Annotated in this window: 13 protein-coding genes; 11 read left to right on the top strand and 2 right to left on the bottom strand. The window is 34.8% G+C overall.

Annotated elements, in window-relative coordinates:
• The first annotated feature begins 174 nt into the window (after positions 1 to 174).
• The 6 genes from metG to ACMDB5_RS04530 all read left to right on the top strand — a co-directional run bounded on the left by metG (position 175) and on the right by ACMDB5_RS04530 (position 6827).
• Positions 175 to 2232, top strand: a complete 2058-nt coding sequence (gene metG, locus ACMDB5_RS04555; protein WP_413999834.1) for a methionine--tRNA ligase — start codon at positions 175 to 177, stop codon at positions 2230 to 2232.
• A gap of 109 nt (positions 2233 to 2341) precedes the next feature.
• Entirely contained in the window at positions 2342 to 3223 is an 882-nt protein-coding gene (locus tag ACMDB5_RS04550; protein ID WP_413999833.1) for a DMT family transporter, read from the top strand.
• A 38-nt stretch (positions 3224 to 3261) separates the two neighbouring features.
• Positions 3262 to 3954, top strand: coding sequence for an HAD family hydrolase (locus ACMDB5_RS04545; protein ID WP_413999832.1), 693 nt, complete (start codon positions 3262 to 3264; stop codon positions 3952 to 3954).
• 282 nt (positions 3955 to 4236) lie between these two features.
• Positions 4237 to 5493 (top strand): OmpA family protein, encoded by a 1257-nt coding sequence (locus ACMDB5_RS04540; RefSeq protein WP_413999831.1) that lies wholly within the window; start codon positions 4237 to 4239, stop codon positions 5491 to 5493.
• Positions 5494 to 5645: 152 nt separating this feature from the next.
• Entirely contained in the window at positions 5646 to 6275 is a 630-nt protein-coding gene (locus ACMDB5_RS04535) for a CatA-like O-acetyltransferase (RefSeq protein ID WP_413999830.1), read from the top strand.
• Positions 6276 to 6314: 39 nt separating this feature from the next.
• On the top strand, positions 6315 to 6827 hold the full coding sequence (locus ACMDB5_RS04530) for a ferritin (protein ID WP_413999829.1): 513 nt from the start codon (positions 6315 to 6317) through the stop codon (positions 6825 to 6827).
• A gap of 284 nt (positions 6828 to 7111) precedes the next feature.
• On the opposite strand, the gene ACMDB5_RS04525 is transcribed toward ACMDB5_RS04530, so the two are convergent.
• Positions 7112 to 7444 (bottom strand): single-stranded DNA-binding protein, encoded by a 333-nt coding sequence (locus tag ACMDB5_RS04525; RefSeq protein WP_413999828.1) that lies wholly within the window; start codon positions 7442 to 7444, stop codon positions 7112 to 7114.
• Positions 7445 to 7676: 232 nt separating this feature from the next.
• Between ACMDB5_RS04525 and ACMDB5_RS04520 the strand changes: the two genes are divergently transcribed.
• The 4 genes from ACMDB5_RS04520 (at position 7677) to ACMDB5_RS04505 (ending at position 11813) form a co-directional block, all read left to right on the top strand.
• A complete protein-coding gene (locus ACMDB5_RS04520) occupies positions 7677 to 8027 on the top strand; it encodes a hypothetical protein (protein ID WP_414000359.1) in 351 nt (116 codons plus the stop codon).
• A gap of 101 nt (positions 8028 to 8128) precedes the next feature.
• On the top strand, positions 8129 to 10450 hold the full coding sequence (locus ACMDB5_RS04515) for a M28 family peptidase (protein WP_414000358.1): 2322 nt from the start codon (positions 8129 to 8131) through the stop codon (positions 10448 to 10450).
• Positions 10451 to 10497: 47 nt separating this feature from the next.
• Entirely contained in the window at positions 10498 to 11007 is a 510-nt protein-coding gene (locus ACMDB5_RS04510) for an ORF6N domain-containing protein (RefSeq protein ID WP_413999827.1), read from the top strand.
• A 2-nt stretch (positions 11008 to 11009) separates the two neighbouring features.
• Positions 11010 to 11813 carry an SDR family NAD(P)-dependent oxidoreductase gene (locus tag ACMDB5_RS04505; protein WP_413999826.1) on the top strand — a complete coding sequence of 268 codons (804 nt, stop codon included), beginning with the start codon at positions 11010 to 11012 and terminating at the stop codon, positions 11811 to 11813.
• A gap of 82 nt (positions 11814 to 11895) precedes the next feature.
• Here the strand turns inward: ACMDB5_RS04505 and ACMDB5_RS04500 are convergent, their stop codons facing one another.
• Positions 11896 to 13959: a M13 family metallopeptidase gene (locus ACMDB5_RS04500; protein ID WP_413999825.1), complete on the bottom strand. Its 2064-nt coding sequence runs from the start codon at positions 13957 to 13959 to the stop codon at positions 11896 to 11898.
• 143 nt (positions 13960 to 14102) lie between these two features.
• Here ACMDB5_RS04500 and ACMDB5_RS04495 point away from each other — a divergent pair, with 143 nt between their 5' ends.
• Complete coding sequence (locus ACMDB5_RS04495; RefSeq protein ID WP_413999824.1) at positions 14103 to 14768, top strand: SCO family protein; 666 nt, start codon at positions 14103 to 14105, stop codon at positions 14766 to 14768.
• The last annotated feature ends 99 nt before the right edge of the window (positions 14769 to 14867 follow it).

Genomic DNA, 14867 nt, shown 5'->3' with positions numbered 1-14867 from the left:
AGCATTAACTTTCATAGAAGTTCAGTGAACTACGTTTGCTGTGAAAATCCTTTTACTTTTTTATTTAAAAAGTAAAAGATTGCAACGTATAGCGGGAAATTGCTTCAAATAAAAATTCTATTCCTTATTTTTGCACCGCGTTCTGAATTAATTTCAGAATCTAAAAATAATTTTATGATACAGAATCCAAAAAGATATACGATTACAGCGGCATTGCCTTATACGAACGGACCGATTCACATTGGCCATTTGGCGGGGGTTTACGTGCCTTCTGATATTTATTCCCGTTACTTGCGTTTGCAAGGAAGAGACGTTTTGTTTGTGTGCGGAAGTGACGAACACGGCGTGGCGATTTCGATGAAAGCCAAAAAAGAAGGTATTACGCCTCAGGAAGTAATTGATAAATATGACGGAATAATCCGTAAATCGTTCTCTGATTTTGGAATTTCATTTGATAATTATTCCCGTACTTCAGCTAAAATTCATCACGATACGGCTTCGGAATTCTTTAAAAAGCTGTATGAAAAAGGAGATTTTATTGAGGAAGTGACGGAACAATTGTATGATGCGAAAGCGGATCAGTTCTTGGCAGACCGTTTTGTGGTGGGAACTTGTCCAAAATGTGGCAACGAAGAAGCCTACGGGGATCAATGCGAAAAATGTGGTTCTACACTGAATGCTACGGATTTGATTAATCCAAAATCAACAATAACTGGAGAAACGCCAATTTTGAAATCGACGAAACACTGGTTTTTGCCTTTGGATCGTTACGAAGATTTCTTAAAAGAATGGATTCTCGTTGGACATAAAAATGACTGGAAACCCAATGTTTACGGACAAGTAAAATCGTGGATCGATGGAGGACTAGAACCTCGTGCGGTAACGCGTGACTTGGATTGGGGAATTGATGTTCCGGTTGAAGGAGCCGAAGGAAAAAAACTATACGTTTGGTTTGATGCGCCAATTGGCTACATTTCTTCTACTAAAGAATGGGCTTTGCGCGAAGGAAAAGATTGGGAACCGTACTGGAAAGATCAAGATACGAAGTTGGTGCACTTTATTGGGAAAGACAATATTGTTTTTCATTGCATCATTTTCCCTGCGATGCTAAAAGCCGAAGGAAGCTACATTTTGCCGGATAATGTTCCTGCAAATGAGTTCTTGAATTTGGAAGGAAATAAATTGTCTACGTCTAAAAACTGGGCGGTTTGGTTGCACGAATATTTGGAAGAATTTCCGAATCAGCAAGATGTTTTGCGTTATGCATTGACTTCGAATGCGCCGGAAACAAAAGACAATGATTTTACCTGGAAAGATTTTCAGGCGAGAAATAACAATGAATTGGTTGCGATTTATGGTAATTTCATTAATCGAGTCGTGGTTTTAACCAATAAATATTACAATGGAGTTGTTCCGCAGCCGAACGAATTATCGGAAGTGGATGAAGCAACTTTAACGGAACTGAAAGCGTATCCGGCTGTGATTTCGAGTTCAGTGGAACGATACCGTTTCCGTGAAGCATTGAGCGAATTGATGAATGTGGCACGTTTAGGAAATAAATATTTGGCCGACGAAGAGCCTTGGAAAGTCATCAAAGACAATCCGGAGCGTGTGCAAACACAAATGTATGTAGCCTTACAAATTGCTGCTGCGTTGAGTTCTCTTTGCGAACCATTTTTGCCTTTTACCGCTAAAAAATTATCAAGAATTTTAAAAATAGAAAGTCCGTTGAACTGGAATACTATCGCTGAAACTTCTGATTTGATTCCGGCTGGACACCAAATTGGCGAAGCGGAATTGCTTTTTGCCAAAATTGAAGACGAAGAAATCCAAAAACAAATAGACAAACTGGAAGCGACCAAAACTGCCAATACTGCCGAAAATAAAAAAGCGGAACCACAAAAAGAAGAGATTCAATTTGAGGATTTTGCCAAAATGGATTTGCGTGTTGGTACCATCTTAGAAGCTTCGAAAATGCCAAAAGCCAACAAGCTTTTGATTTTGAAAGTTGATACCGGCATTGATGTTCGTACAATTGTTTCGGGAATTGCTGAGAGTTTTTCGCCGGAAGAAATTGTGGGTAAAAAAGTAACAGTTTTAGTGAATTTGGCGCCAAGAAACCTTCGTGGTGTAGAAAGTCAAGGAATGATTTTGATGACTACCAATGCGGAAGGAAAATTGGTTTTTGTTAATCCGGATGCTGAAGCGGCTAATGGAGAAACGATAAATTAAGAAAAGTAATCCCGAATTCGGCAGATTATAAAATTCGACGAATTCGGGATTAAAATAATTGCTTTTTAGGCTGATAAAACGCTGTTCTATTAAGCTTGAAAATATGTACATGAAACTCCCCAAACCAAGATTAGCTTTAGCTTTTGGAATACTTTGCATTTCTATTTTCCCTATACTGGTTAAACTCAAATTGACTCCAGGCCTAATTTCTGCTTTTTATCGAATGGCAATTGCCGCCATGTTGATTTTGCCTTATATCTTAATTACAAAAAAGTTTGTTCTTCCAAAAAGCAAAACCTTACTCCTAGCGATTATTTGCGGAATATTATTTGCCTCCGATGTAGCGGTTTGGAATATTGCCATACAAGAATCAAGCGCAACCCAAGCGTCTTTATTGACTAATTTATCCCCGCTTTGGGTGGGTATTCTGTCTTTTGCTTTTTTCAAAACCAAACCGGCAACCAATTTCTGGATTGGCACAGTGGTTTCCTTATTTGGAATGGCGATGCTGGTGGGATTTCAATTTTTTCTTGAATTGAATTTTGACCAAGCCTTTCTACTTGCCGTATTATCTGGAGTTTTATATTCCATTTATCTTTTGGTTAGTAAAAATGTACTTTCAGAAGTGGCTGTTTTATCCTTTATGACCATTAGTTTAGTAGCTTCAAGCGTCTATTTAGGAATCCTTTGTTATTTTTTAGATGAGCCATTTACAGGGTTTTCCAATACGGGTTGGTTGGTTTTAGTGCTTCAGGCGGTTATTTGTCAATTGTGTGCTTGGCTTTCGATCAGTTATGCCACACAACATATGCGAGCCACAAGAATTTCACTAAGTTTACTGAGTCAGGCTGTCATTACATCGCTATTAGCTTGGCTTTTTTTAGATGAAAAAATCACATTGAATATGGCTATCGGTGGCGTAATTTTACTTTTCGGTATCCGAATTACATTTTACAGCAAAACACTTTCAATAAAAAAATATATTAAATAAAAACTAAAGAGGACTCTTCTTTAGCAACACAAAACAGTATGAAAAACATAAAAGTAATCGCTTTTGATGCGGACGACACCTTATTTATCAACGAAACTTATTTTGCTGAAACTGAAGAAAAATTCTGTAGCTTAATGAGCGATTACCTATCGCATCAGGGAATTTCAAAAGAACTTTTCAAGATAGAAATCGACAACCTAAAATTATACGGTTACGGAATCAAAGGCTATATTCTTTCGATGATTGAAGCCGCGATGAAAATCTCAAACAATACCATTTCTATTGAAGCTATAGAGAGAATTATTCAATATGGAAAAGAATTAACCGAGAAGCCTATTGTTTTATTAGAAGGCGTCGAAGAAACACTGCAAGCTTTGCATGGTAAATACAAATTAGTTGTTGCTACTAAAGGAGATTTATTAGACCAACGCAGAAAACTGCACAACTCCGGATTAGGAAAGTATTTTCACCACATCGAGGTCATGTCAGACAAACAAGAGATTGATTATTCTGATTTAATTAAACGACTGGAAATTCAACCTGAGGAATTTTTCATGATTGGAAACTCCTTAAAATCGGATGTTTTACCGGTTTTGGCGATTGGCGGACACGCAGTTCACATTCCGTTTCATACCACTTGGGCACACGAAAAAATCGACCATAAAGTAGAACATGAAAATTTTAGTTCTTTTGAGAAAATAACCGATGTTTTGATCCGATTCAAAAAATAACAATACGTTAATATTAAAAACATTAGTCTAGATTTTTTTTTACTTATTTTTAACATATCAAAGCTCCGTAATGCTTTTTCAATAATTTATAATTAAAAAAACTTCATAAATAATTTCGGAATTTGAATTTAATCCACCGAAAAACGTTCAAAAACTTACCAAACATTTAAAAAAAATCCCTTATCCATAAAAGAGTTGATTTACCTTACACAATTAACTGTTTGAAATTTCTTATCAAATAATATGTTGTAATTTTGCATAAAATTTTAAAAAATTACAATAATGAAAAAATTAATGTTTGCATTAGTTTTTGCAGGTGCAGCTTCGACTGTAAATGCTCAAACTGTAGCTGAAAAAAACACACAAAACGACTATAACAAATGGTCTGTTGAATTGGCTGGTGGTGTTAACAAAACACAAAGACCAATGACAGCTGGTTATTCTACATCTACACCAAGTCCTTATGTAATTGATCTTGGAGCTAGATATATGTTTAACAATAAATTCGGTTTAAAAGCTGACTTTGGTTACAACAGTTTCCAAGGAAAAAACAACTCTATTGATTTCGACACTAAATACTACAGAGCAGACATTCAAGCAGTAGCTAACTTAGGAAGAATCATGAATTTCGAAACTTGGACTACCACTATTGGTTTGTTAGGTCACGCTGGTTTTGGTTTAGCTCAATTAGAAGACCAAAATTCTGCATTAAAAGACAGAATGGGTAATTTCATGGCAGGTGTAACTGGTCAAATTAAATTATCTAACAGAATCGCTTTAACAGGAGATTTTACAACGATCATTAACGCTAATCAAAACGCTGCTTTTGACGCTGCAAGTACTGTTTCTTCTAGAGGTTTTTCTGGTATTTTATTTAACGGAACTGTTGGTTTAACTGTTTACTTAGGTAAAAACGCTAAACATGCTGACTGGGTTACTCTAGTAGACAAAGACGTATTGTCTTTAAAAGACAGAGTTGACACTCTTGAAACTATGTTGATCGATACTGATCAAGATGGTGTTGCTGATTATTTAGATCTTGAAAAAAACACTGTTTCTGGTGTAATGGTTGATACTAAAGGAAGAGCAATTGATTTAAACAAAAACAACGTTCCTGATGAATTAGAAAGTTATTTATTAGCAAACTACGCTAGCAAAAACGATAATTCACCAATTTTGAACAATAACGAATTGATCAAAAACTTAATCAATAGTGGTTATGTAGCTACTTATTTTGATTTCAACAAATCAACTCCAACTGATGTTTCAACTGATGGTATTGATTTCATCTTGACTTATTTAAGAAGCAATCCTTCAGCTTCAGTTGACATCATTGGTCATGCTGACGAATTAGGAAAAACTGCTTACAACAACAAATTATCAACTGCAAGAGCAAATAGCATCAAAAACATTTTGGTAAAAGCTAAAATCAATGCTTCAAGATTAAATGTTGTTGCTGGTGGTGAGGATACTTCAGTTGAGAAAAACTCAGATGCTGCTAGAAAATTAGTTAGAAAAGTTACTTTTAAAATAAAATAAACTTTTTTTAATAGTTATAAAAAGTCCCAAAGGAAATTTCTTTTGGGACTTTTTTATTTTATTTCGTTTTAACTTTTACTAGATAATAATTTCAAGAGTTATTAATAAAAAAGAATAGCACTACTTTTGCAAAATAATAAAAACAGTAAATTTTGAAAACACTTTTAGATATAGAAAATTGGCCTAGAAAAGAACATTTTCATTTCTTTAGACAATTTGAAGAACCATTTTTTGGAGCAACTGTACAAATAGATTGCACGAAAGCTTATGAAACTGCAAAAGCCTTAAAAACCTCTTTTTTTATATATTACTTACACAAAACATTGGTCGCAGTCAATTCGATTGAATCTTTCCGATATAGAATTTCTAATGACAATGTCTTTGTTCATGATCGAATTAACGGCTCTGCAACCATTGGACGAGAAAATGGCACTTTTGGATTTTCATTAATGGAATACAACCCTGATTTCGCTATTTTCAATCAAACAGCAGTAACAGAAATTGAACGTATTCAAAACACTACTGGTTTATTTACCCGAACTTTTGAAGATGACAATGTAATTCATTTTTCGGCTATTCCCTGGCTCAATTTCACCTCACTTTCGCATGCCAGAAGCTATACTTTTCCAGATAGCTGTCCGAAAATTTCCTTTGGAAAAATGATATTAAACGAAAGTGGTAAAAGAACGATGCCGATGTCCGTTCACGTACATCATGGCTTAATGGATGGGGCTCATCTAGCACAATTTACAGATTATTTTCAGGAAATCATGAATCAATAGTATCTTCTTTTTTTGTAACTTTACAAGAAACACTTTGCCATGCTATCAAAAAATATCGAAACTGCATTGAACAAACAGCTTCGCATCGAAGCAGAATCTTCTCAAATTTATCTCGCTATGGCTTCTTGGTCTGAAACCCATGGGCTAGAAGGAATATCTAAGTTTATGTATGCCCAATCCGATGAGGAACGCATACACATGCTTAAGATAATAAAGTATATAAATGAACGCGGCGGTCATGCTAAAGTAACCGATTTACAAGAGCCAAAAACAAATTATATCACCTTCAAAGAAATGTTTGAGGAAGTTTACAAACATGAGGTCTTTGTCTCTGAAGCTATAAACGATTTAGTTCATGTTTCTCTTACCGAAAAAGATTATGCTACTCATAACTTCTTACAATGGTATGTAGCTGAACAAATTGAAGAAGAAGCTCAAGCTAAAGTTATTTTAGACAAAATCAACTTAATAGGTGATGACAAAGGTGGTCTTTATCTTTTTGACAGAGACATACAACAACTTACCCTAAAAAATTCTGAGTCTTCTAAATAAACAACTTTATTTAGTCCCGAAGAATAGCGTTTCCGCATCTTGATTTAATTCTTTACAAATTGAGTAAAAAGAATAAAAATAAGGACAAAAAAAAGGACGAAAAAAAACTCCTTAAAAAAGACAAGCCTGACAAAGACTTAAAGAAAGAATGTTGCGAAAAATACAAAAAAGGTGAGGATAAAAGATGTAAGCGATGTCCTAGATTTGACTTACCAAAAAACAATCAAAATCCCGGTTTCTAGTACAAAATACTAAAAACCGGGATTTTAATTTAACCCTCATTTTTATTTCCCCAATAAAAGCACTTCATTCACAACTACCTCGGTAACATAGCGCTTCTCCCCATTTTTATCATCATAACTACGATGAGCCAATTTGCCTTCAATCGCGATTTCTTTTCCCTTACTTACGTATTTTTCGATAATTTCGGCTGTTTTCCCCCAAGCTACTAACTTATGCCATTGGGTTTCTTCAACCTTCTCGCCTTTGTCATTTTTATAGCTCTCGTTTGTGGCCAGTGTAAAATTGGCTAGTTTTTTCCCACCTTCAAAATTTTTGATTTCCGGATCATTCCCTACATGTCCTATTAGCTGTACTTTGTTTCTTAATGCATTCATGGCGTGTAAAATTTAAATGTTGATGTTAGCTTAAAACTTTTGTCGATCGCACTTTGATTTCGACATAGCAAAGATCCAACGTCTTTCAAAAATTATTCGGTTTCTAACTACTTACTTTCGGTTGTAATTACTTGTAAGCGTTTGTAAATGGAAATTAATCAGTACATTTGATTGATTATAAGCTTTTTTAACCGAAAAATTCTTAATTTAAATACTAAAATCTCAGTATATGATGGATAAAAGCTGCTTAGAATGTGGGGACAAAATTGTAGGTCGGGAAGACAAAAAGTTTTGCAGCGATGGATGTCGTAATGCCTACAATAACAAAATAAATAAGGACAGTACAAACTTTATGCGCAACATCAACAACAAACTGCGCAAAAATTATCGCATCCTATCTGAACTTAATACCGAAGGAAAATCAAAAACTACGCGAGTAAAACTCTTAAGCAAAGGATTTGATTTTGATTTTTTTACCAATATTTTACAAACCAAAACAGGAAACACCTACTATTTCTTATATGACCAAGGCTATATGCTTTTGGACAATGATTATTATATGCTTGTTAAAAAAGACCTCTAATACCACAACCCAAATTCTATTTAACCAAAATGAAAAAAGATTATTCTTCCATTTTTGCAATTTTATTCTTCCTACTAACCCTTGGATTCATTTACTTTACGATGATGCCACAATGGACTTCAGATGATGAAGGTCCACTTGCGGAGTTTTCTACTAAAAGAGCCTTTACTCATGTAGAAGCTATAGCTAAACAGCCGCATTATGTGGGTTCCGAAAACCATGAGCAAGTAGCTAATTATTTACTAAAAGAACTAAGTAAATTAGGCTTAGAAACCGCTATCCAAGAAGGCTATACTTTGACTGACTGGGGCAATTTAGTAAAACCCAAAAACATATTAGCAAGAATAAAAGGATCTAATAATTCCAAGGCCTTGCTTTTACTTTCTCACTACGACAGCGCTCCTCATTCCTACTCTTATGGCGCCAGCGATGCGGGATCAGGCGTAGCAACCATATTAGAAAGTGTTCGTGCTTTTTTGTATGATCAAAAAAAGCATAAAAACGATATTATTATTTTATTTTCGGATGCCGAAGAATTAGGTTTAAACGGTGCGGCACTTTTTGTAACCCAGCACAATTGGGCCAAAGAAGTAGGTTTGGTACTTAACTTTGAAGCACGAGGTTCCTCTGGACCAAGTTATATGTTGATGGAAACCAATAAAGGAAATGCGGCTCTTGTAAAAGAATTTGCTTCTGCAAAAGCAACTTATCCTGTTTCTAACTCACTAATGTATAGCATTTACAAAATGCTTCCTAATGACACTGACCTAACCGTTTTTAGAGAAAAAGGAAAAATTCAAGGCTACAATTTCGCATTTATAGATGGTCATTACAATTACCACACAGCTCAGGATGACAGCAAGCATTTAGACAAAAACACATTAGAACACCAAGGCAGCTATTTAATGCCATTGCTAAGCTATTTTTCGAATGCCGATTTGAGTTCCACTCAGTCATCAGAAGATTTTGTCTATTTTACAGCACCCTATTCTTTTATAAACTATCCTTTTAGCTGGGTTGTACCTATGGTGATTGTTGCGGCGGTACTGTTTCTATTGTTAATTTTTATCGGAATCGCCAAACGCATTTTATCAGCGAAAGAAATCATAAAAGGATTTATCCCTTTCTTGGGTTCTTTAATTAGCGCTGGGCTTATTACATTTTTGGGATGGAAACTACTCTTAAATGTATACCCACAATACAACGATTTGTTAAACGGATTTACCTATAATGGTCACGCCTATATTGCTGCATTTGTGCTTTTGGCAATGGCTATTAGTTTTGCATTTTACCAACGTTTTTCTGCCAATAAAATAAAAATGAACCATTATATAGCACCCTTATTTATTTGGATACTTATTAATGCATATCTCGCCATTAGCTTACAAGGAGCTGGTTTTTTGATTATTCCTGTATATTTTGGATTATTAGCTTTTGCTGTTTTTATCGTTACCCAAAGAACAAACAAACTGCTCAACCTTTTCTTAAGCATTCCGGCATTCCTTATTATTGTTCCTTTTATACAAATGTTCCCCATAGGTTTGGGCTTGAAAGTATTGTTTGGAAGTGCCATGCTTACCGTTTTAACCTTTGGTTTATTACTGCCTACTTTTGGCGGTTTCATCAAAAAAGGCTTATGGTCTTTGGTTTTCCTATTGGCTTCCATTGGTTTTTTCGCCAAAGCGCATTACGAATCCGGTTATGAAAAAGGAAAAGCAAAATCAAACAGTTTATTGTATGTCTACGATGCCGATGCAAATACAGCAAACTGGGTGACTTATGACAAAAATCTGGATTCTTGGACAAAAGAATATTTGGGAGAAAATCCTAAAGCTCCAAAAGCGCTCAACGAAACACCTTTATTTAGCAAATACAATTCGGAATTCACCTATGCTACCCAAGCACCTAAAAAAGATATTCCTCAACCTACGATCCAATTTTTAAAAGATAGTATCGCGGCTAATCAACGGTACATAAAAATCAGAATTTCTTCTAATAGAAAAGTAAATCGTTATGATATTTTTGCCAATGAAAAAATGGATTTATCCAACTTCAAAGCCAATGGTGTAAAACATTTAGACCAAAAAGGAACTCAGTTGAAACGAAACGGGAAGAAAATCTTAAGTTATTATGTTGTAGATAATGAACCATTGATAATGGAATTCAATATCAATAAAACTGCCGTTTTTGATATGCAATTACTCGAAAGTTCTTTTGATTTAATGCACAACCACTTATTTCAAATCAGCAAAAGAGCTTCCTGGATGATGCCAACTCCTTTTGTTTTGACCGATGCCGTTGTTATTAAAAAAAGAATCAAGCCGAGTCCAAAAACAATAGAAGAGTTACCAGTGATTCCTGTTCCAAAATCATTTAAAAAAGAGCGTAGAATAATTAAAGTTGACAGCCTAAAAGTTGAATAATAGTATAGAGATGAACTAATTTTAATAATCTTTTAAAATTTAAGTTTATGAACACAATCACATTACAATCTAAAATATATGATATTCGGGATCAAAAAGTGATGCTCGACTTCGACTTGGCGATACTTTATGAAGTTCAAACTAAAGTTTTAAATCAAGCGGTAAAACGAAACATCAAAAGATTTCCAAGTGATTTTATGTTTCAGCTTACTATTGAGGAATGGGGAAATATGCGGTCACAAATTGTGACCGCATACCAAAACAAAAGAAACATTACTGTTACACCTTATGCTTTCACCGAACAAGGAGTCGCTATGCTGAGCGGCATTTTAAATTCGGACGTGGCTGTTAATGTGAATATCGCCATCATGCGTACCTTTGTCCTGATTAGAAAATATGCTTTGGAGCACAAAGAATTCAGCGAAAAATTGCTCGAAATAGAAACCAAATACGATAAAAAATTCAATGATGTTTACGAAGCATTGAATTACCTCATCAAAAAAGACGAAAAAGAAACGGCTCAAAAAGAGCGCAAACAAATTGGTTACAATAAATAAAAATGACAAAAATTAGCATCTTAGGTTGTGGCTGGCTGGGATTACCTTTGGCAAAAAGCCTTTTAGATAAAGGATTTCCTGTAAAAGGGTCCACAACATCCGAGGAAAAAATTCCCAAACTTGAAATTATAGGAATCCATCCTTTTTTAATTGCGCTCGAAAGCGAAAGTGTTTCTGGCAAAATTGACTCTTTTTTGAACGAAAGTAAAATTCTAATTATTGACATCCCGCCGAAACTAAGAGGAAATAGTAAAGAAAATTTTGTCGGAAAAATAGAAATATTAATCCCTTTTATCGAAAAATCAGTTGTTGAAAATGTGCTTTTTATCAGCTCTACTTCTGTTTACGGAGAAGCAAATAATTTAGTAACAGAAGAAACGCCTTTGAACCCCGATTCTGAAGGTGGAAAACAGCTTATCATCGTTGAAAATCTATTACAAAGCAATCCTCATTTTAAGACTACCGTACTACGTTTTGGCGGTTTAATTGGCGAAGACCGGCATCCTGTAAAATTTTTAGCAGGTCGTGAAAATTTGGAAAATCCCGAAGCTCCCATCAATTTTATACATCAAAAAGACTGTATTGGCATTATTCATAAGATAATTGAATTGAATATTTGGGGAGCCACTTTTAATGCTGTAGCTCCTTTTCACCCCTCGCGCGAAGCCTATTTTACACAAAAAGCAGTAGAATTAAATTTAACTGTTCCAAAATTCAGTCATGAAAAAGCATCCACTGGAAAAACCATCTCGGGGAATCTGTTAACAGAAGCTCTTGATTATACATTTGAAGTAATCCGTTTATAGCCTAAACTCAGTCTTATTAATAAAAAAATCCCATCTGCCTAAAACTAAGTAGATGGGATTTTCATTTATAAAAAAGCAATCATTACCAGATTTTAACTCTTTTTGAAGGTTCAATATACATGCCGTCAGTAGGCTGAATACCGAATGCTTTGTAAAAAGTGTCTATGTTTTGCAAAGGAACATAAGCACGATACATTCCCGGAGAATGCGGATCTGTTTTTACTTGATTTTTTATCGCTTCATCGCGTGATTTTGTACGCCAAATTGTTGACCAAGAAATAAAGAAACGTTGCTCTGGTGTGTAGCCATCTATTAAGCCCGGATTTCCATTTTCTTTCAAATACAGTTGTAATCCATCATAAGCGGCATTAACACCTCCTAAATCGCCTATATTTTCCCCTAAAGTAAATTTACCATCAACAAAAGTTCCCGGCAAAGGCTCTAATGCACTATACTGAGCCGCTAATGCTCCAGTTAAAGCAGAAAACTGTTTTAAATCATCAGCGGTCCACCAATCTACTAGATTACCGTCGGCATTATAACGTGCTCCTGAATCATCAAACCCATGAGAAATCTCATGACCGATAACCGCTCCAATTCCACCATAATTTACTGCATCATCAGCTTGATAATTATAGAATGGTGGCTGTAAAATGGCAGCCGGGAAAACAATTTCATTATAAGAAGGGTTGTAGTATGCATTTACCGTTTGTGGTGACATTCCCCATCTTTCTTTATTTACAGGTTTGCTCAACTCAGCAATGTTTTCAGTATAACGCCATTTGGCTAAATTTTTTGAATTCTCAAAATAAGAACCACCTTCTTTAGGTCCAGCAATAACTAAAGTAGAATAATCTTTCCATTTATCAGGATAACCAATTTTGATTCTTGATTTATGTAATTTTTCAACAGCACTCGCTTTGGTTGTGGCTGACATCCAAGTCAAATTCTTGATTCTGTTTTCAAAAGCAAGAAAAACATTTTTAATCATTTTTTGAGCTTTTGCTTTAGCTTCAGCCGGGAATTTTTTCTCTACATACAATTTCCCTAAAGCTTCTCCCAAAGATCCATTGATAACTTGAAGAGCGCCTTCATCTCTTGGCCTTTGTTTTACAGCTCCTGTTAATGTTTTACCATAAAATTCCCAATTAGCATTTTCTATAACCGTAGAAAGCTGACTTGAAGCTCTATTCAACAAAGTCCATCTCATATAAGCTTTCCAGTCTTCCACTTTATTTTCTTTAAAAATAGTTTCCAGTGCCGCCATGTATTTTGGCTGAGAAACAATCAAAGAATCAGTAGCTGGCAATCCTACTTTTGTAAAATAATTATCCCAATTAATTGAAGGAGTTAGTTTTTGAAGATCTTTAACAGTCATCGGATTGTATGATTTTCTTCTGTCTCTTCTTTCTACTCTGTCCAATCTTGGTTTTGACATTTCTGTCTCTAATGCTAATATTTTATTGGCCTGCAATTTTGCCTCAGCTGGTTTTTCACCAATAAACTGAAGCATTCTTGCTACATGCTCCACATATTTTGCACGTTTTTCTTTAGAATCAGCATCTTCAGAAACATAATAATCTCTATCGGCTAAACCTACGCTACCCAATCCAAGATTTATCACATTTCTATTGCTATTTTTAGCATCAATTCCAACTCCAACTCCAAAAAAACCTAAACCACCCATCGGTTCCATTTCAATCAAGAAAGCCTCTAAATCCTTAGTGTTTTTGATTGCGTTTATTTTCTTCAAATAGGGCTTTAAAGGAGCTATTCCTGACTTATTTCTTCCAACTGTATCTAAAATAGTTTTGTACAGATTAATCGCTTTGCCTTGATCCGTATTCGATTTATAGGCCGGATTTGTTGCTGCTTCTTTTAAGATTGCCAAAGCATCATTATCAGTTCTTTGACGCAATTCATCAAAGCTTCCCCAACGCATTCTGTCACTTGGGATTTCGGTATTGTCTAACCAAGTTCCGTTTACATAACGAAAGAAATCGTTACTGGCTTTTACGTTTTTATCCATATGCTGGATATTAATTCCCGGCTCTTTAGTTACCGGAACAGTTTGAGCTTCAGCTTCAGTAAACGCTATTACTGCAGGAATCACAAAAAGAAGCTGCTTATTAAGCTTTATTTTCATATTATCAAATGATTAAGTTAGTCTCACAAAGCTATTGATAAAATTTTAAAAAAATGTTAATTAGTCAATGGTCTTTATAGTTTAACTCATTCCGTAAAAAAAAGAGTCCTTATTTTTGTACTTTTGCAAAAATTATTTTTTTTATGAAATCTATTTTTTATAAGTACCGAAAATTTTTTATTGGTTTATTCGTTTTCTCAGCCATTACGCTTTATCTGTTTTATGGCGCATTAAAACCAAGCAAAATGCTGCCAATATTCAATCCTTCCGATGTTAACCCTGAATTGGTTGATACTACAGTACAATACGTTAGTAAATACCATACTATTGCTGATTTTTCATTTGTAAACCAAAACGGAAAAACAATAACCCAAAAAGATTACGAAGGTAAAATTTACGTTGCCGATTTTTTCTTTACCACTTGCGGTTCAATTTGTCCAAAAATGACAACTAATTTAGCCGAAATTCAAAAAGTCATTATCAACAACCCAAAAGTGATGCTTCTTTCCCATACTGTTTTCCCGGAAACCGACAGTGTTCCCGTTTTGAAAGCCTATGCCTTAAAAAATGGTGTTGATGACAAAAAATGGAACATGGTTACCGGAGACAAAAAAGAAATATACACTATGGCCCGAAAATCTTATTTGGCCGTAAAACTTGGGAAACCGAGCGAACTCTATGATATGGTTCATACCGAAAATTTTGTATTAGTTGATGCTAAAAAAAGAGTTCGCGGATTTTATGACGGAACAAACAAAGAAGAGGTTCAAAAATTAATTGCCGACATCGAGTTTTTATGTAACGAATAATATTTCAACTAAACTCAACTTTCTTTTTTAACAGTGTTAATGTATTGCAAAAAAGCTACAAAAGTGATAATTATCATTTGTATTTGTATTATAATGTGT

The sequence above is a fragment of the Flavobacterium sp. W1B genome, assembly GCF_047344965.1.
Classification (GTDB): domain Bacteria; phylum Bacteroidota; class Bacteroidia; order Flavobacteriales; family Flavobacteriaceae; genus Flavobacterium.
Note: the sequence above shows the minus strand (reverse complement) of the source record. Positions and strands in the feature narration are given on the sequence as shown.